The organism is Candidatus Contubernalis alkalaceticus (genome assembly GCF_022558445.1).
Taxonomy (GTDB): Bacteria; Bacillota; Dethiobacteria; order SKNC01; family SKNC01; genus Contubernalis; species Contubernalis alkaliaceticus.
Genome location: NZ_CP054699.1, coordinates 1,335,973 through 1,355,613, shown reverse-complemented (window position 1 = coordinate 1,355,613; position 19,641 = coordinate 1,335,973). Strand labels below are relative to the sequence as shown.

Annotated in this window: 16 protein-coding genes; 8 read left to right on the top strand and 8 right to left on the bottom strand. The window is 41.4% G+C overall.

Annotated features, from left to right (window positions below; genetic code table 11):
- Positions 1-22 precede the first annotated feature (22 nt).
- A complete protein-coding gene (locus HUE98_RS06610) occupies positions 23-3,922 on the bottom strand; it encodes a UvrD-helicase domain-containing protein (RefSeq protein ID WP_241423061.1) in 3,900 nt (1,299 codons plus the stop codon).
- Positions 3,903-7,418, bottom strand: coding sequence for a helicase-exonuclease AddAB subunit AddB (gene addB / locus HUE98_RS06605; RefSeq protein ID WP_241423060.1), 3,516 nt, complete (start codon positions 7,416-7,418; stop codon positions 3,903-3,905). Before addB ends, HUE98_RS06610 begins: the two co-directional genes overlap by 20 nt.
- A 401-nt stretch (positions 7,419-7,819) precedes the next feature.
- Between addB and HUE98_RS06600 the strand changes: the two genes are divergently transcribed.
- From HUE98_RS06600 to HUE98_RS06580, 5 genes are all read left to right on the top strand, one after another.
- Positions 7,820-8,164 (top strand): MerR family transcriptional regulator, encoded by a 345-nt coding sequence (locus HUE98_RS06600; protein WP_241423059.1) that lies wholly within the window; start codon positions 7,820-7,822, stop codon positions 8,162-8,164.
- Positions 8,165-8,180: 16 nt separating this feature from the next.
- On the top strand, positions 8,181-8,630 hold the full coding sequence (locus tag HUE98_RS06595; protein ID WP_241423058.1) for an Hsp20/alpha crystallin family protein: 450 nt from the start codon (positions 8,181-8,183) through the stop codon (positions 8,628-8,630).
- Between the two features lie 312 nt (positions 8,631-8,942).
- Positions 8,943-9,785, top strand: coding sequence for a zinc metalloprotease HtpX (locus tag HUE98_RS06590; RefSeq protein ID WP_241423057.1), 843 nt, complete (start codon positions 8,943-8,945; stop codon positions 9,783-9,785).
- Positions 9,786-9,883: 98 nt separating this feature from the next.
- Positions 9,884-10,648, top strand: a complete 765-nt coding sequence (locus tag HUE98_RS06585) for a histone deacetylase family protein (RefSeq protein ID WP_241423056.1) — start codon at positions 9,884-9,886, stop codon at positions 10,646-10,648.
- Between the two features lie 6 nt (positions 10,649-10,654).
- Entirely contained in the window at positions 10,655-11,419 is a 765-nt protein-coding gene (locus HUE98_RS06580) for a heparan-alpha-glucosaminide N-acetyltransferase (RefSeq protein ID WP_241423055.1), read from the top strand.
- Between the two features lie 181 nt (positions 11,420-11,600).
- On the opposite strand, the gene HUE98_RS06575 is transcribed toward HUE98_RS06580, so the two are convergent.
- Positions 11,601-12,269 carry a hypothetical protein gene (locus HUE98_RS06575; RefSeq protein ID WP_241423054.1) on the bottom strand — a complete coding sequence of 223 codons (669 nt, stop codon included), beginning with the start codon at positions 12,267-12,269 and terminating at the stop codon, positions 11,601-11,603.
- A 197-nt stretch (positions 12,270-12,466) separates the two neighbouring features.
- On the opposite strand from HUE98_RS06575, the gene HUE98_RS06570 reads away from it, so the two are divergent.
- Complete coding sequence (locus HUE98_RS06570; RefSeq protein ID WP_241423053.1) at positions 12,467-14,134, top strand: coiled-coil domain-containing protein; 1,668 nt, start codon at positions 12,467-12,469, stop codon at positions 14,132-14,134.
- Positions 14,135-14,141: 7 nt separating this feature from the next.
- Here HUE98_RS06570 and HUE98_RS06565 read toward each other — a convergent pair whose 3' ends face one another.
- A complete protein-coding gene (locus HUE98_RS06565) occupies positions 14,142-14,783 on the bottom strand; it encodes a hypothetical protein (protein WP_241423052.1) in 642 nt (213 codons plus the stop codon).
- A gap of 188 nt (positions 14,784-14,971) precedes the next feature.
- Between HUE98_RS06565 and HUE98_RS06560 the strand changes: the two genes are divergently transcribed.
- A complete protein-coding gene (locus tag HUE98_RS06560) occupies positions 14,972-16,657 on the top strand; it encodes an L-lactate permease (protein ID WP_241423051.1) in 1,686 nt (561 codons plus the stop codon).
- Between the two features lie 71 nt (positions 16,658-16,728).
- Here HUE98_RS06560 and HUE98_RS06555 read toward each other — a convergent pair whose 3' ends face one another.
- Positions 16,729-16,878, bottom strand: a complete 150-nt coding sequence (locus tag HUE98_RS06555; RefSeq protein WP_241423050.1) for a hypothetical protein — start codon at positions 16,876-16,878, stop codon at positions 16,729-16,731.
- Positions 16,879-17,020: 142 nt separating this feature from the next.
- On the opposite strand from HUE98_RS06555, the gene cysK reads away from it, so the two are divergent.
- Positions 17,021-17,971: a cysteine synthase A gene (cysK, locus tag HUE98_RS06550; protein ID WP_241423049.1), complete on the top strand. Its 951-nt coding sequence runs from the start codon at positions 17,021-17,023 to the stop codon at positions 17,969-17,971.
- A gap of 26 nt (positions 17,972-17,997) precedes the next feature.
- Here cysK and HUE98_RS06545 read toward each other — a convergent pair whose 3' ends face one another.
- The 3 genes from HUE98_RS06545 to HUE98_RS06535 all read right to left on the bottom strand — a co-directional run bounded on the left by HUE98_RS06545 (position 17,998) and on the right by HUE98_RS06535 (position 19,603).
- On the bottom strand, positions 17,998-18,312 hold the full coding sequence (locus tag HUE98_RS06545; protein ID WP_241423048.1) for a DUF6951 family protein: 315 nt from the start codon (positions 18,310-18,312) through the stop codon (positions 17,998-18,000).
- 53 nt (positions 18,313-18,365) lie between these two features.
- Positions 18,366-18,860 carry a shikimate kinase gene (locus HUE98_RS06540; protein WP_241423047.1) on the bottom strand — a complete coding sequence of 165 codons (495 nt, stop codon included), beginning with the start codon at positions 18,858-18,860 and terminating at the stop codon, positions 18,366-18,368.
- A gap of 68 nt (positions 18,861-18,928) precedes the next feature.
- The gene (locus HUE98_RS06535) at positions 18,929-19,603 is read right to left on the bottom strand and encodes an HAD-IB family phosphatase (RefSeq protein ID WP_241423046.1); all 675 of its coding nucleotides are present in this window, start codon (positions 19,601-19,603) and stop codon (positions 18,929-18,931) included.
- Positions 19,604-19,641: the final 38 nt, after the last annotated feature.

The window sequence follows — 19,641 nt, the reverse complement described above, 5'->3', positions numbered from 1 at the left end:
CTATTATCTTAAAAAATTTTATTCACTTCAATGGAACAGCAAAACCGCCGTTAAAAAAATAAAGAAATTTCTCCATCACCTTTACCCTCCATATCTTTTCTACAGCCTGTCCATACAGTGTCAGCTGGTAATGATATTTCTTTTTTAAAGCATCCTGAGTAAGCCTGGAAGTATCATCACTTTTATAATCAATAATTATAAGGCCCTCTTTCTCCACCAAAATACAGTCTACTACTCCCTGCAGAATCAATCGGTCATCTTCGTGAATTAACAACAGTTCACTATTATGCCCTTTACTCTTCTTCCGCAGCAGCATTTCTGACGGCGGCACAGACAGGGTAAAAGGCACTTCCCTATATACATCTCGGGCTTTCTTCATTCTCTCACCTAATGGACTTGAGAAAAACTTAAATATATCCTCGGTATTCACTAACTCTATCTCTGAATGACTTAATATCCCACAGCCTACCATCTGCTCTAACTGTCGGCAAATAGACTCCCTGGAAAAAGAAAGCCCCAGATTAATATGCTGCATAACGGTATGATAAGCCATTCCTCTTTCTACAGGGGTCAAATCTTCTGTTTTTGGAAAGAAAAAATGAGGGTGAAAATTTTGTTTCTCTGACAAGGTATGTTGAGCTAAATAATCACCTTCCATATGTTCCTGATGCCGATTCTTTAGCTCTGATACGGTCATTTTTGCCGGCTGCCCTACAGAATTTACATATGGATACCGCCAGGAAAGGTTCCTGTCTATATCCCCGAACCCTTCATCCTCCAGGGGCACGGGTTCCAGCTTTATAATTTTTTCCAGACATTCTGCTGTCATGCCATCTTTATAACCATAATCCTTTAGCTTCTCATCCACCGTTAAATCCCCACAGCTTAAAAGGGTAACTTTCCATCTTGAACCCTCTTTTTTTGGCTCTCCTGAGAAAGATTCAACATTGGGTAACAAGTCCCTTAATTTCTCTGCTGCAGGATGGTTAAGCATAGAAGGGCCGACCCAATCTAAATAGCTTTTGGCCGAAGCCCTGGCATAACTGGAAAAAATTACTTTTTTAGAAATTTTATCCTGTACAAGGGTGCCGCTCCATTTAATTGTTTCTTTACATAAATCATTTACTGTTCCCACCATGATAAGTTTTTCCTCTGCTCGAGTCATGGCCACATAGAGAACCCGCATTTCCTCCGCCAGCATTTCCATCCCCAAACGCTTTTTTACCGCTAGAAATGGAAGTGTAGGATAAATCACTTTCTTGTCCATATCTACCCTTTTGGGGCCAAAACCCAACTTTTTGTGCAGTAGAAAATCTCCATGAAGGTCTCTACGGTTGAATTGTCTACCCATGCCCGCCAAAAACACAATAGGAAATTCTAATCCTTTGCTTTTATGTATGGTCATAATTCTAACCACGTTTTCCTGCTCTCCCAAGGTCCGGGCAGCCCCCAGGTCTCCCCCCATATCCCTCAATTTTTCAATAAATCGCAAAAAGCGAAATAGGCCTCGAAAAGAGGTGGATTCATATTGGCGGGCCCGATCATAAAGCGCCCGGAGATTTGCCTGTCTCTGCATCCCCCCCTCCATACATCCCATCAGTTCATAATATCGGGTTTCCTGATATATTTTCCAGATAAGTTCCCCCAATTCTCCCTGGTGGACAAAGGACTGCCATTTCTTTAGACGCTTCAAAAACCTTTGTATCTTTTCCTTCAACTCATAATGATCTGAACTGTTAAAAACCGTAAGGGCATCGAAAAAACTCATCCCCATATTCTCAGCTTTAATTACGGCCATCTCTTCTGCAGATAATCCGGCCAGGGGAGATCGAAGCACTGCCGCTAAAGGGATATCCTGATAAGGATTATCAATGACCTTGAGAAGTGAGAGCATCACTTCCACCTCCACCGCCTCAAAGTAACCGGACCTCTGCTCCCCATAGGCCGGAATATCTGAGCGCTGAAGCTCCTCCAGTATAATTGAAGTCCAGTTGGGTGCGGAGCGCAGCAAAATTACTATATCCCTGTAAGTCACGGGACGAATTCTTTTTTCTTTTTTACAAAAAAACCTTACCGGTTCTCTATCTCCCCGGCCGATATACTCTCTTATTTTTTCTGCAATATAACGACCCTCCATCTGAGCATTCTCCAGTTCTTCCCTATCCTCCAATGCCTCTACATCACTATCTTCTTCCGTATCCTCTTTATCTTTCTCCCATTTTGGAGTTTCCAGGCCGAGGTTTCCCTGGGCACAAGGCTTGTTTTGAAGTTCACTCCTGGAAATAATCACAATTTCAGGAATGATAAAATCACCAGGTTCATTAACTTCTCCCTCTTCTCCATTTAGTGACGAAAGACAGGGCACAATACCACTGGTAAGTTCAGCTTCCCTATCATAATCCATCTCTCCTACAGCTTCATCCATAATCTGCCGAAACAGGTAATTAACTCCCTCTAATACTTCCTTTCTGCTTCGAAAGTTTTTATTTAGTATTATAGTTTTACCCATTCCCTGTTTTTGTTTATACCGACTCAACTTTTCCAAGAAGAGTTCTGGTTCAGCCAGTCGGAATCTATATATGCTCTGCTTAACATCCCCAACCATAAATAGATTTCCGCCCACTCCCTCTTCCCGGGAAACCCTCTTAATAATCGCCTCCTGAACCAGGTTAATATCTTGATATTCGTCTACCATCACATGATTAAACCGATCCTGATAGTATTTGGCTGCCTCTGTTAGTGTAACGGTACCTTCATGGTGATTAGGAGTTCCTAATATCTGCAAAGTACAATGTTCCAGGTCAGAAAAATCTACTGCCCCTCTCTCTCTTTTAAGGGCAGTATAAGCTTTTTCAAAGGAAAGAACTAAATTTACCAATATCTCCATCAGGGGAGCCATTTTCCCCAGTTCCACGGCATACTCCTCCAGAGAACATTGAAAAATTTCCTCCTGCAGCTTTTTAAAAGAGCTTTTTACTTTATCCCGCAGCTGTTTCACTTTTTCTTTTAAGCTTTCCTCATATGCATCTCCCTTACAGCCCTTTAACCTTCCAAAATCACAGTGCTTGAGCAATGAATAAATTTCTGCCCAGGAAACCCTGGAGGCCCGCAGTGATTTATCAATCATATCTTTTTCTTTTATGAGATTGTCTAAGTAGGGGAGGGGTCCTCCGGCCTGATTGCATAAAGTTTCAGCCTTTTTCAGCTGCTGCATCATTCCTTCTAGTTCAAGACGGGTGTCCTTTAACAAAATATTAACCCAAGGACTCTGTTCCACCTCCTCCAAGTTTTTAATTCGAAATGTTTCCACCTGATTTAAGAGCCACTCCCTGGGGTAAGGATGACTGCGGGAAAATTCATACATTTTCAATACTAATTCTTTTAAATGGTCATCTCCTCTTTCGCTGCTGTAAGCATCCACCAAACTGTAAAAAGGACTATTTTCGGTATGATCTAAATAATAATTTTCCATAACCTGCTCCAGAACCTCCTGACGCAGCAAATCTCCCTCGGTCTGGTCTATAATGCGAAAAGAAGGGTCCAGGTCCAATAGATAGTAAAACTGCTGCATAACCTCCATGCAGAAGGAATGAATTGTACATATAGATGCACGGTTAAGGATCATCTGTTGGCGGCGAAGATACGCAGATTCCGGTCTATTTTTAAAAGAATCCTGCAGGGCACGGTTTATACGACGCTTCATCTCTGCTGCCGCTGCATTGGTAAAGGTAACCACCAGAAACCTGTCTATTTCCTCAGGATTATTTTGATCTGTGATTTTTTCTATAATCCGCTCCACTAAAACCCGGGTCTTGCCGGAACCTGCCCCGGCAGAAACCAGAACATGACTATCTTTCCAGTCTATAGCCTGCCGCTGTTCCAGGGTCCAGTCACTGCCTGCTTTATCCTTGCCGGTCTTCATATTGAGATCCTCCCTTTGGGATTTGTCCATTCTCCAGCATAAGCTCTACCTCTTCATCCGGCCACCTGTTTAGGACTTCAAAACAGTTTTCCTCCAGCCGAAGGTCAAACTGGCATACCGCCTTATATGCACAAAACCTGCAGGCTTTTTTCTTCCCTATCTGTATTGGCTTAATATCCACTCTTCCCTGGGAAATGCCCCAGGAGGCTTCTGTCAACTTTTGCCGCACATGCTGTCTAAACCTATCAAATGAGAGAGCATCCATGGTTTGAGAACCCTTATAAAAACCCCCTTGTTTTTTTACCGCAGCGGGAATAATGTCTGAATAACCCGGTGAATTTAGACTGTGGTCCATAAGCGTAACTGCCTCCAACTCCGCCAGCACTTTCCCTTTCATTTTATAGCGTTGGATAATCATTTTTTCAATTTCTTTAGGCTTGAGGATTTTATTTGTTTTTATCAGTGGAGCATGTACATAAAAGTATAATATCCCCGCAGGTTCAGCCTCTACTCCCAACCAATCCCGGGCATAGGTCAAGACTACATCCATGTATACCATAAGCTGAAGGGAAAGGCCGTGATATATTTCCGCCAGGTTTAGTTCTGGACGACCGGATTTATAATCTATAATCCTCACATAAGCAGTGCCGTCTTCACGCCGGGCCAGGTCAACCCGGTCAATTCTTCCCCCCATTACCACTTGAAAACCGTCAGGCAGCTTAAATATTACCGGAGGAAGCACCCCTTTTACCCCGAAAGACAGTTCTAAAGCCACAGGATCAAAACTGCTCACTTTAGCATGTTTCCCTAAAATCACTGCGGTCCTACCCATTGTATCCTTTAATTTTTTAATTAAATAACGATAACGGGCTGTACTAAAAAGCACTTCTTTTTGAAGCCTGGGAGCCAACTTTTCTACCTCTTCCTCTGCTAATTCAACACATTTTTCCGGGGAAAGTTCTCCCCAAGTTAATCCCTCTTCTTGGACCCTTCCCCCAAAACTCAAAAGCGCCCCATGGAATAACTGTCCGATATCGGGAACTTCCAGACGATACATTTTTCTTTCCTCAAGCCTCAACCCATACTGTATAAAATGAGCAAAGGGACAGGCCCGGTATTTTTCAAGGCGGGAAATACTGGCCTTAAGCCCTTTTCCGTAAAGATCCCGGGCAACCTCTAACCTCAAGGGGTTCTCCCGGTTTTTGTATGCCAACCCCGACAGTATATATTTTACCGGCCCTCTCCACTCTTCCTTATCTATATACCAGTTGTAAATTCCCCACCAGTTCGGGTGCAGTTTCTGGCCTTTTTGCCAGCATTTTAATTGACGTGCCAGGGAATTTAGACTGCTTCCAGGATGAACAATATCTGACAAAACAAGATCTCTATTTCCTGTCTCAAATATTTCCTGTATACTGGGAATCATCTCTTTTAAACGCTCCACCAGGGGTGAGGGCAAAAGAGCATTCCCTTCCTCATCGGCCAGGGGATAACTTAACCACAAACTCTCTGATGCCCGGGTTAACACTGTATATATCAAAAATTGCTTATCAAACAGGCGCCGGAGGCTTCCCGGGGCCAGGTCTACCCCGGAATCAATTAATAATTCTCTCTCCTGCTCCGTAATAATACCATCTTCTTTCGGCCGGGAGGGTAGAGTTCCTTCGTTGGCCCCGGGGATAAAGGCAATTTTTATATTACCTGGACGAGTCCTCTCCAGATCGCCGATAAGCACCTGATCCAACGAAGAAGGCTCAAGGCCCAGCCTCATGCTTTCAAAACCGGTTTCCAACATATTCAAAAAAATAGCCGATGTAACGTTATCCTCTGCCATAATTTCCTCCATCTGGTCCAAAAGCCCTGACAGAGCCTTGCAAACCTGCAGATGTTCCCTAGCTTTTTCTGGCTTCCCTTCCTCTAAAGATTTTTGACTCCATCTCTCCAGGCGATGCACAGCCTGTATCTCCTGCAGCAGCTGCTGAAGGGCTTTTATTTTTGCAGAAACCTTTACAGCATTTTCAACGTTTCTTTGAAAACGAACCAAGGGCTCTCTTATTACCTCCTTAGCCATATTGATCATATTTAAATAATGTTCTTGCTCCTCAGTTACTTTCTCTTTCTCCTCCTCTAGAGCCCCCCCCTGAAGGTAATCCCAGGGCTTATCCGACTGCCATTGGTCACTAGATATACCAAAGGCAAGCACATAATTCTCCAGCTGCCACATATGCTCCTGCCAATTTTTACCTTGAAGCCTCTCTTCTTCCGGGGGAAGGAGCAGCTCCGTTTTTATACATCGGAAGACAGCGTCATAATTCCAGTTAAAACAAACTACTTCCAGGGCGGAGCGGACAAACTCAATCAAGGGGTGATGCAGTACAGTTCTTTTATGTTCCAGGAAAAATGGAATGTCATACTCTCTAAAAACTGTAGAAATAATATCTTTATAACTCTCCAGGTCAGGGGCCATTATACTCATATCCCGCCAGCGATACCCTTTATCCCGGGCTAAAATAATCATCTGCCCGGCAATATGTTCTATCTCCCAGCGACGGTTTACAGCAGTTAAAATGCCAACCGAGTCCTCTGCTTTTCCTTCGTAGGGTTTTGGGAAAGTTAGGGTAAGATTCTTTTCTAAATGCATTAGTTGAGGGCGTTGGCTGAAACGAGTCATTTGACCGGATTTTAAAATGATAGCCTTTGCATTAACCCCCACCCTTTCAACCATTTCATTCAACTTCCGACAGGTTAAGGCGGTAGGGTAAAAAGGGCTTAGTTCCTCAATTTTTTCCTTGGAAGAATAATTCTTGTCCAGGCAAAGGGTAACGGTAACCTCCAGGCCTTTTGTCAGCAAACCTTCCAACACTTTATATTCCTGATTGGTAAATTCGTAAAAATCATCTACCCAAATTTCTGCATTGGAAAGATAACTGGAATGATTAAGGCTGCAGGCCAGAAGTTCCAGAAAATCTTCAGAATCTTGGTATAACCCGGCTAGTTTTTTTTCCAATTTCAAAAATATGAATGCCAGGTCTTTAAACTTATCATGGCACCGGGAATGCTGTTCAAAAAGCCGTAATGTTACCCTGGATCGTTTCAACTGGTTATAAAACTCAACCATTTTGGCTATAGTTCCTGCTTTTTCCCCGGCCAGCTTTAGCACCCTTAAATCTTCTTTATGATTTTCCAGTATCTTTCTAATCATCAGGCCTTTTCCGAAATCATCTATGTATTGGAGAGCGCCTCCTCCCACCTCCTGCATAACCTTCCAGGCCAGACGGCGAAAACTTAAAACCTGTGCCCTGATTATTCCCTCCAATCCCGGTGTCGAAGCCAAAGCATGCTCAAATTGAAAAACCACCTGATCCGGAACAATATAAATTAACGGTTCTCCTATTGGATTTTCCTTTAGCTTATGACGTACTTCCTCCAGGCAAAACCGACTTTTTCCGGTACCGGCCCTGCCCAAAACCAAGCTTAATTTATTTTTCCCCTTCATGAGTAACCCTGCTTTCATGTTTATTAACAACTAATTTTTGCAGGCTTAAATTTTTATTAAGCCGGGCAGAGTCAAAAGACCCCGAGTATTTCCGCAAGTTTTATAAAAAAATAGAAATGATAAGATAAAGTCCGATTATTTATAATTATAGCACACATATGTTCTTGTATCAATGTTCCATGAACAGTAACTAGGCGTCCCGGCTGAAGACAGGCTTCTAAATTTTGCAACCTAATTCGCTATCTGTAGTCTGATTGCTGCCAAAGAGAGAAATCAGTATATGTTAATAATTTCAATTAAATTTAACCAATTTTAGTTATATTTTTTAATTTTTTTAGTTAATATATTGACATTTGTTTGGTGATATTTTATAATTTTATTTGAAAGGGATGGTGGCAGAAATGAAAAATCGAGATAGAGAACCTCTTTTCAGCATCAGTGTTGCCTCCCGTCTGCTGGGTATTACTCCACGGGTCTTAAGAAGTTATGAAGAAGCAGAACTCATCCATCCTTACCGAACTGAAGGAAATACCCGGCTTTATTCAGAACAGGATATAAGGAAAATTCAAGTAATTTATTACCTTCATAAAAACATGGAAGTAAATTTTTCAGGAATTAAAATAATATTAAAAATAATAACAGTAGATACTACAAATAAAGGCCAGGGAGAGAAACCTCATGATGTTATTAACAAAATAAGGGAAATCGCTCCGGAACTTTTATTCCCCTACAAAAAAGAAAAATAATTTGGAGGTGACTAAAATGACAAACATCATTAGGAGGCGTCCCATGACAGAATTTATGGGACTGAGAAATGACATGGACCGCTTTTTGAGCGATGCTTTCCGCAGCTTTTTTGATGAAGGGTACCATGATAAGTTCCACTTTAGGCCGGCAGTTGACATGGAGGAAAGCGGAGATAAAATTATTATTTCAGCCGAACTTCCCGGCATTAAAAAAGAGGATATTAAGATTTCTATAATGGACAACAAAGTGGTAATATCCGGAGAAATTAACGAAGAAAAAAATGTTGAAGAAACTAACTATTACCTGAAAGAAAGGGTGCGAGGAAAATTCAGCCGCAGCTTTACACTGCCCTCCCCGGTAGATTCCAATAAGGTGGAAGCAAATTATAGAAATGGTATCCTCAGTCTCACCCTTCCAAAAGCTGAAGAGGCAAAGCCCAAACAAATTGAAATTCAAAGCGATTAACTTTTCAAGGGTTTTTAAGCTTTCAAATATGGTGTTTTATCAAATAATCGGAGCGAGTTTCCCAATAATATAACAGGGAGGTTTTACCCTCCCTGTATTTATTTCTCCTACCCTTTTTTTAACAGAGGTCATCCATACAGTAAAAACATTACCATAATAATATAAAAAAAAGATAGGCGCCGTCACGTCTTACCTCGTCTATTTTTTTATATATTGCTTCTTAAAAGATATTTTTTTTGATATTATAGAATAATAACACTATAAATATAATATAAAACCACTAAAAAATTATTTCTTGGAGGTGTTTATTAAATGAACCAGCTAAAAACCTTTTTTTTAATGACCGTACTCACTGTGGTATTTGTTGTTCTGGGAGGAGCCATAGCGGGAGAACAGGGTTTATATATTGCCTTTTTCCTTGCAGTAGCCTTAAACTTTATGGCCTATTGGTTCAGTGACCGCATGGCCATCGCTATGACCCGCTCCAAACCCTTAAAACAATCCGAAGCTCCGGAGCTTTATGAAATGGTTAAGCGGCTTTCCCGAGATGCTAATATGCCCATGCCCCGTATTTATTCTATGCCTACAGATCAACCTAATGCTTTTGCAACGGGCAGAAACCCTAACAATGCTGTTATTTCTGTAACTGATGGATTGAGAAGGCTGTTAAGCAGAGATGAGATTGAAGGAGTCCTGGCTCATGAATTGGCCCACATTAAAAATCGAGATATTTTAATAAGTTCAATTGCTGCGGTAATGGCTGGTGCCCTGACTATAATAGCCCGTATGGGCATGTGGCAGAACATGCTGGGAGGTGGTCGCAGAAGGCAGGGGGGAGGTGCTGCTGTAGTTTTACAATTGGTAGCCATAGTTTTAGCCCCTATTGCAGCTCTGCTCATCCGTATGGCCATATCCCGCTCTATGGAATATCATGCCGATGCCACGGCAGCTAAAATTACCGGCAGACCGGAAAATCTGGCCAACGCTCTTTTAAGGCTGCAAAGCGGTGCACAACACCGGCCTTATCCGGTGAATGAAGCAGCTTCACACATGTTTATTATTAACCCTCTATCCGGTAACCGGGCTTCCATGGCAAACCTGTTCAGCACTCATCCACCTATTGAAGATAGGGTTAGAAGACTCCTGGGAAGGTAATAGTGGGGTAACGGTGGTAAGCCTTAAGGTTATAAATGTAACAACAGGTAAAAATCTTTTTTATTCATGAAAGGGGGAAGGTACACAGTACCGAAATAATGAAAGTTGTTTTTCATGATAGTTTTTTAAACACATACACCAGGGATCCTGCAGCAGCCTATGGACGCCTGGATCCCACCCTGAAAGCAGTCAAAGAACATCATACCCTGATTACACCAAAGCCCTGCCTGGATGAGGATGTTTTGCTGGTTCATACCCAAAACCATCTGGAGGATGTAAAATACGAAGAATACGTATATAAAACTGCTCTTCTGGCTGTTGGATCAACAATTAAGGCTTCAGAGATTGCCATGGAGGGTGATTATTCGTTTGCCCTGTGCAGACCCCCCGGACACCATGCCAGTCCTGATTCCTGCTGGGGTTTTTGTTATTTTAACAATATTGCTATCGCTGTTTTAAAACTGCTGACTGAGGAAAAAATTAATTCCGCTCTAATTGTAGACTTTGACCTGCATTTTGGTGATGGCACCAGCAATACTTTTGCTGAGAATGAAAAAGTAAACTATTACCATGTTAAGGGAGAAAACAGAACCTCCTTCGTGGACAACCTGCAGGCATACCTGGACAAAACATCCGCAGCAGATGTGGTGGCAGTTTCCGCTGGTTTTGACCGTCATTACTCCGACTGGGGGCATATGTTGTATACCGAGGATTACCACACCATGGGATTTATGCTGGGAAATTATGCACGAAAAAATTCCCAGGGTCGTCTCTTTGCCGCCCTTGAAGGTGGATATAATGCTAACTCCCTGGGAGACGGTATTATGGCATTTTTAAGAGGATTAGAAGACTCCAAGGGATAACAGCCTATGAAAAAATTCAACAATATTAGTATGAAACGTTTTTATGAACTGGATTTTCTGCGGGGCTCAGCCATCATTCTAATGATAATCGTTCACATTCTTCATATATTAAACCTCCTGGGGAACAACTATAATTACCCTTTAGGAACCGGTTTTTGGCTCTATTTCTCCCGGTCGGCAGCATCAATGTTTATCCTTCTGGCCGGGATATCCCTTACTCTCAGTACTAAAATTTCTGCATCCCCCCCTCTAATAAAAATTTTGAAAAGAGGATTGAAAATTTTTTCCTGGGGATTAATAATTACCTTTATTACCTGGTTTGCCTTAAAAGAAGGGTTCGTCGTTTTTGGAATTCTTCACTTTATTGGGCTCTCCCTAATAATCTCATATCCTTTTTTATCTTTTAGTCCCGCCCTTAATCTGTTACTGGGGATAGCTATCATCCTGCTCAGCCTTCCCATTTCACAACTAATTCTACAAACCCCCTGGCTTTTATGGTTAGGGCTGAGGCCTGCAGGATTCCACAGCATAGATTATTTCCCCCTATTCCCCTGGTTTGGCATTTTTTTAACGGGAATCGCTTTAGGCAATACGTATTACCCAAAAAGCGTACGTAAATATCCCATACCTGATTTATCAAAAATTTTTCCTGTAAAATGTCTTTGTTTTATAGGAAGAAACTCCCTGGCAATTTATCTCATGCACATACCCGCTCTTATAATTGCCTTGTTACTCATGGGTTATATCGACATAACCCTGCTGTTTAATTAAATTGCAATATCATATGAAAAATATTATTGAACAATTTAACTTTTTTTGCATAATCGGTAAAGCTATTATTTATATAAAACTTTTTTTTGGGACATAAAGAAAGCCAGTGAAGGCACTGGCTTTAATTATGTTCATATTCATACTGATATGTTCTTATCCATCCAGTAAAAATTAATTCTGGCTACCTATCCTGTTCAGGATAAAAGGGAGGCCAAATAATCGTATCCAGCCAATCAGAAGGTGTTGGGCATGCATCAGGAACAACCTTCCTGCAGTCTGGGGGCTCGGGACAGAAACCATAAGCCGGCACCAACAGCTGCACATTTGCAAATAGTTTGAAAACTATCAGATTGCCAATGCAGCAGCGCACCACCGTGTGATTGATAAGAAAACATTCGATGCAGTCAACAAAGATTTCACACCGAACATCCAACCTCGGTTCATTGGCCCGGTTCATCCGGGCAATTTTCTCTACCAGGATAGGGTCACTGGTGAAAGTATGAACCCCCGCATCATCTGTCCATCTAAATATGAACCTGTAATAAAAAGCTGATCGCACCCTGCTGCAGGGCAGCTTTTCACAGACAAGGGGATGATCCTCATCAACAAACAGTTCGGCCCGCACACATGTTACATCGGTAATCTCACCCACGGCAATTGCTGTAAGGTCTGTATCTACGGTGTTTACTTGGGTAACCTTGCACTCTTCATAAACTTTGTCAACCATTATACATTCAATTTCTGTGGGAGGGGGACAACCTTCGTAAGGATCACAGGGTCCCGGTCTTATGCCGTTATCATTAACCTGACTAAATTGAAATTCACTACCTTTTCCGCCACAACCATCCATATAAAAAAACCTCCTTCCTTTCTTATCACCTAATACCTTCGTTGCTGAAGGGATTTGGGCTTATTTTTACAACATTATATGCATATGTATAAGAAGGTGTGCAATCTAACCCGGGGAAAAAAATAATCATATTTTTTCGTATCCATGATTGTTTCCAAGCATATAAATTATTAATACTTCAACAGGAGGTGGATTTTGTGGAAGTGGATGAAAAATATTTACATCTCTCTCCAAGTATATTAAATGAAAATAACCTTCGTTACTGGTTTATTTATCCTACAGATAAAACCTTAAACTACTTATTTTCCTCCGACCAGGGCAGCAGCTGGTCAAAGGAAAAAATTGCTCTTCATGAAACGGTACAGAGTTACGCAGCAGCCATAGACACTCAAAATGCAATTCATATTATTTATAGAGATAAGGATCAAAATATTATGTACCTTAAACAAAAAGACCGTAGATGGGAAAAAAAGATCATATCCAGAGAGAAAGATGGTCAAAAAGCAGGTTTTTTTTGCTTATTATCTACTGAGAATGCCCTTCATCTTTGTTATTTAACCCTGGACCCCTCCGGCAGCCGTTGGAGGCTGATTCATCACATCATGAGAGGTGACTTATGGGAAACAGGAAAAATCCTGGAGGAGGGCTCTGGCTTATTCCATAACTATGCAATACTTTCTGCCGGACAACAAAACAGAGTCCATATGATTCAAAGACGCTTCCGAGAGGGCTGCTATGTTCTTTATTACAGAAACCTGAACCCTACCACTGATTTATGGAACAACCCAACTATAATTTCAACCAAAGATGAAAACCATTTTTTCCCCCTGGTCCTGGAAGATGAACAAAATGATCTACATTCCTTTTGGATTAATTATCAAGATTCAGAATATAAACTTATATACCGAAAAAGATGTTCGGGAGGGTGGCCTGAAGGAGGGTGGGGAGAACCAAAAACCTTAGGATTATCAAAATTAAAATCACCTCCTCTGCCGGTAGTCTTATTAAATAATACCGGCTTAACTGCTTATTGGAAACAGGAAAATACCGTTTTTTATCGCAGCTCCCGGGATAAAGGAGTAAATTGGACTACACCGGAAAGCTACACATTTAAAAACAGCTATGTTATTAGATATTCCCAAAACCCCCGGACAGCCAATAGAGAAAAATGTCAATGGCTTTTGGCAGATGAATACCCGCCCGGTAAGCTTATTCCCAAAATACCCGGAACCTACATACAGAAGAAGGAACCTGAAATAACTTCCCTCTCTCCTACTCAAAAAAAAGATATCCAAAATCTACAGCCCATAAAAGAACAAAAATTGCCTGAACCTGAGATTGATGCGGATATCCTGGAAGATGCCTTTTTAAAACTTGAAGGATATTCAGACCACCTGGTTAAACATGCCTCCAATCTTTGGAAAGAAAGGTCCCAAATGGAAAATATCTTGAATAAAAGGCAGCAGCAATACAACACTTTTTATAAATATGCGGGAGAAAAAGTCAGAGAACTAAACCAGGCAATATCCTCCCGGGAAAAAGACCTGGATAAACTAAAAAAACAATTAAAAGATACCCTTAAGGGAATTAATGAACAGCTTAAGAATGAAAAAATCAGATATAAACAGGAAAAAGAAACATATGACCAAAAAATTTTATCTCTTACTGAAGAAATCAAAAACTATAAATTACAATTGGAGAAATATAAAGATCATAATACCTGCTTAGAAAATGAATTGCAAAATGAGAAGAACATAAATGAAAAATTAAAAGAAGATATCCTAAAATTAAAAGAGACCACTTCTAAAAAAAGCAGCCTCTGGAGCAAAATTACAAAAACTATTTACCCACCCAAAAACATGTAACACTTGCCTATTGTTTTTCTATGTTCTCTGTTTCATAAGAAAAATATTCCGTGAAATCAAGAAATTCGCTGTCCCTTTGATTATACCATTTTTTATATACAAGATAATAAATCCAGCCCAATATACGAATCTTGGCGGTAATATAACTTCTCATATTGGCCAATGAAACTTCTTCTGTCACCTTTATAACTTCTAAAGGATCCTCTGCCTCCTGGCTGCTGCTCTGATTATTAACAATATCGTAAGATTTGAGCCCACTGTAATGGTCAGTTAATACCATTTCTGCTTTTCCCACCTTTGGGAGAAAATCAACCAAATCCCCAAGGTACCTGTTAAATATTTGCTTTTTTGTCTTCATAGAATCTAATTCCAGCTTTGTTTCTTCAGCTAAATTCTCAACAATATTCATGCTGTTTAAATATGGATTGTCTATCCTTTTATCCCTGCGTATAAACCACTCCACCAGGTAATCGATGTCATCTAATGTGCGGAAGGTAGGCGGCTTGTTCAGCACCCCATGATTATCCTCCTCATCCACTTCCTGTGAACGGATGAATCCCAACCTTTTTTCTAAGTATTTTAAAACAATAAGTCCTAACACCACAACGGTAACAAAAAGTACGGTTGTAAGAATTACAGGGGTTTCCACTAAAATTACCTCCCACTTTCAGATAAAACTAGTATATCACTACGGAATTAAACTTACAATTTTCTAGACATTTTTCTAACTTTATCGTAGAGGTTGTTAAAAGAGGTAACTGGATGTGCTTAAAATGTTTAGTGGGGGGAATAATAAAGGAAGAACCGTATAAGTTTTTTTGAAAGGATAATTTACTAATGGATTATTCCCTATCCTTCTTAGCATTCGCTGCATCTATTCCCCTTCTAATCACCATTATCTTAATGGCCATTTTTAACTGGCCTGCGGTCAAAGCTATGCCCGCTGCCTGGACTGCTGCGGTATTGATATCCTCTCTTTTGTGGATGATGAGCCCAAAGCGAATTCTAGCCGCCAGCATTTTAGGTTCCCTTCAAGCCTTTAACATACTGCTCATCGTTTTTGGGGCAATACTGATTTTAAATACCTTAAAAAAAAGTGGAGCCATGGAAACGATAAACCACAGCTTCCATAAAATATCTCCGGATAAACGGATACAGGCCATTATTATCGGATGGTTCTTCGGTTCTTTTATTGAAGGGGCAGCAGGATTTGGGACCCCTGCTGCCTTGGGAGCCCCCCTAATGGTTGGTTTAGGATTTCCTCCCCTGGCCGCAGCTATGGCCGCGCTTATTTTCAACAGCACTGCCGTAACTTTTGGTGCCGTAGGGACGCCAATTATTGGCGGCTTAGGAGCTGTGCTCAACACTCCCTACGTTCGGGAACAGCTCCCCGCCGGCCTCACCTATGGAGGATTTTTAAGAGAGTTGGGTATCTGGTCAGCTTTGCACCACGTTATTATAGGCACCTTCTTACCCCTTCTGGCCGTTTCTATGCTAACGGGCTTTTTTGGAGAAAAAAGATCTTTTAAAGAGGGCCTGGAGATATGGCCCTTTGCTCTTTTTTCCGGATTAATTTTTACGATTCCCTATTACTTCATGGCAGTATATTTCGGTCCGGAACTTCCCTCCGTAATCGGCGGGCTCTTGGGTCTGGGCATTATCATCCCGGCCGCCTCCCGAAATTTTTTAATTCCAAAAAAAGCCTGGAACTTTGCCCCTCCCGATAAATGGCAATACCGTTGGGGTAAAGCCAGTTTTTCACCGCTTAACAGAGAGGCTCCTTCTCTTTCTTTAGCCATCTCCTGGCTGCCATACCTGTTAATCGCTATAATTTTGTTAGTTACCCGCCTTCCAGCCCTAAAAATTGGTCCACTGCTTAGGAGTATTTCCTTGAATTGGAACAATATCTTAGGGGAAGGGATCAATTTTTCACTTCAGCCTCTTTATATACCGGGGATTATTCCATTTACCCTGGTTGCTGTAATAACTGTCTGGCTGCACCGCATGAAAAAGAGTGAAGTCAAAGAAGCCTGGCTGAAAACCATCAGACAGATGATTCCTACAACTGCAGCTCTTATTTTTACCGTATCCATGGTACAGGTCATGGTCATGTCTGATGTGAACAATTCAGGTTTAGACAGCATGATGCTGGTCATGTCCAAAACGGCTTCCTTAACTTTCAGAGATTTATGGCCGCTGGTCTCTCCCTTTATAGGAGCTCTGGGAACGTTTATCTCCGGCAGCAGTACTGTTTCAAATATTCTGTTTGGGAGCTTTCAGTACCAGGTAGCCAATGAATTAAATATTTCCAGGTTAATTACCGCAGGTCTCCAGGGCACAGGGAGTTCTATCGGCAACATGATCAGCATTCATAATATTGTAGCTGTCCTGGCTACAGTTGGCATCAGTGGTGTAGAGGGTGAGATAATTAAAAAAAATTTTCTCCCTGCTTTCATTTATGCCTTCCTGGTAGGAATTATAGGCCTTCTGTTCACCTACATAATTTTTCCCCATACTTTTTAAAACTCTCCCTATCCCTTCCCTTCCTTTTCAGAACTGATAACTTTCTATCACTACAGCGAAAGGCTGTTTATTCAAACTACCGCTAAGCCGTGGGGACGGTTCCATCGTCCAAGTTTTTTTACCTCCGCTCTTGCTCCAGTGACGCTGGAACCGACCCCACGGCACCGCTTAACTGCAGTTTTAGCCGTAATAATAATAGTAAGTTTTAACGCCTGAGCCATATGACAGGTTCCAATATGGCGATTTTTTTATACAACTTATAATAAACATTAGATATTGTAGAAGGACGTTGATGCCTTTTGTAGAATATAAACATAATCTGGTGATATTTGTTCAAATATTTGGAGGTGCACCTTTAAGAAAATGAATAAATTATGCAAAAATATTCTAAAAGCTGTGGGAAACACTCCCCTGATCCAACTTCAACATCTGGCTGGACCAAAAGACGCCCGGGTTTTAGTCAAATATGAAGGACTAAACATCGGGGGCAGTATCAAAACCCGTACGGCCCTGGGAATGATTGAAACTGCTGAAAAACAGGGACTGCTAAATAAAGACTCGATTATTGTCGAATTTACCAGCGGAAACCAGGGGATTGGCCTTTCTTTGATCTCCGCTGTAAAAGGATACAAATGTAAAATTGTTATGCCGGAGAACATGAGCCTGGAAAGAAGAAAATTAATTGCTTCATACGGTGCAGAAATTGTTTTAACCCCAGAAGGTGAAAATATTGGTGATACCTTTGATATTGCCAGAGAGGCTGCTAAAAAAATGGCCCAGGAAGATTCCCGGGTCTGGCTGGCCAATCAATTTGGGAATCCTGCAAACCCTGACATACACCGCCTCACCACTGCCAGGGAAATAGTAAAACAAGCCGGTGGACCAATCCATGCTTTCTGCAGTGGTATTGGTACCGGTGGAACCATTACCGGTATAGGAGAAGTTCTAAAAGAACACTATCCTGAAGTCAAAATAATAGCCGTAGAACCTGAAGAAGCAGCGGTGCTGGATGGCGGACCCATAGGCCAACATGTAATTCAGGGGATGGGGGATGGTATTATACCGGACATATTAAACAAAGAAATTATCGATGAAATAGCCCTGATTTCCGATAAAAATGCCTTGGACACTGCCCGGGCTCTGGCTAGAGAAGAAGGACTTCTAGTGGGGATTTCCTCAGGGGCCAATACCTGGATAGCCCTGCAGTTAGCTAAGAAATTAGGTTCGGGAAAAACTGTGGTAACCATTCTTCCTGATACCGGTGAACGATATTTAAGCACCATTCTCTTCTCCTCCTGCAGGGATACCAATTAATAATTAAAAAATTACATTTTGACTACTTATTCTTTATATATTTTAATCGTAACATCCTTAGGGATAGCCAGGCCGCAAGCGGCCTCTATCCCTTTTATAATAGCCATAGGAACCGGACAAGCGGCATGACAGCGTTTCCCCGCCGCAATATAAACCGGAGAACCGCCAATCCTGGATAAACATCCCTTGCGTGAATCTACCTCTTTTAAATCTTCACCCATAGCCTTTACCGCAGGGCAATCAGAAGTTATGTCTACAGCTGCAGTCTTTTCATCATTTGAATTTACAGTAATTTTAGACATTAACCCACAGATTCCAGGATCCACCTCAACCACGATCATTTTCATCACTCCAATTATATTCTCTTTTATGAGCTATTTGTTCAAAACTCGCTTTAATTAAATTCTGTGACCATCAGTTCTACCACCTGCTCCATGGTTAAACCGACACAATCAATGGTAATATCCGCATACTGTTCATACAAAGGAACCCTCTTCATAAAAAGTGCCTCTAAACTCTGCCCTTTTTCCATAGCAACGCCCCGGGTCTTTATGTTTTGAACTCTTTTTCTGATCTCTTCAAAGGGTAGGCTCAAGTATAATACTACTCCATACTTTTTCAACCAATTCACAGCCTTTTGACTGTAAACTACGCTTCCTCCGGTGGCTACAACATAATTGTTTATTTCTAATTCTAAAATAACTTCCTCCTCTATCGTAAGGAAATATTGAATTCCCTTTTGATCTATAATACTCTGCAGCAATTTTCCTTCTCTTTTTTGTATGAGAAGATCGGTATCCACAAAAGGCCTTCCCAGCGCCTTAGCCAAAAGCACACCCAGGGTGCTTTTCCCTGCACCAGGCATACCAATCAAAACAATATTTTTCATCCATCTCCCCCTGATCTTTATAGGAACCAACTTAAGAATCTAGAATTAATTCTCTCTTAATTTAAATATTACTCAAACCCTAATGCCTCAGGAACTCCAGTGATGCATTGGACATCTAAAACACCAGTTACTTCCCTTAGAATGATTTCTCTCTCCTCAAGGCAGCAATTTACCAGCAGGGGAACCCCCGCTGCCTTAAACATGTCCAAATCCCCCAGGCCATCACCTACCGCAGCGACTTCAACAGGGGAAATATTTAAACTGCTGGTCAATCGGTTTAAATATGCTCCCTTGGATAGTTCCCATACATCCAGGGAAACATTTACTTTCGCCTCACCGGTGAGTATCCCTTCCTCTACCACCAGCTCATTGCCTGTAAAATGCTTTATCTCTAATTCATGAGCAACCCTTTCTACCAGGGGAAGTAATCCACTGGAGATAAGGGCCACCTCAACATGGTTCTGTTTTATCTTTTCCACCGCTTCTTTGGCTTTTTCCATCACAGATATCTCTTCTAAAATATTAATCAATCTATCCCAGGAAATCCCCTTCCACCTCAAAGCGTCCAACCGGGCAAACTCAGCGTAAGTTATTTCTCCTGCACGAAACTGATTCAGATACTTTTCCCCCACATCCTCCCAAATTCCCAGCTTCCTGTGTATATAAGCCCAGGCACTCTTTTCAACAGTAAGTGTGCCATCCACATCAAAGGCTACCAGTTTTACCTTATTATTTGTTATCACTTAAGTCACCTCATCTATTTTTAACAGGCTTCAACCAA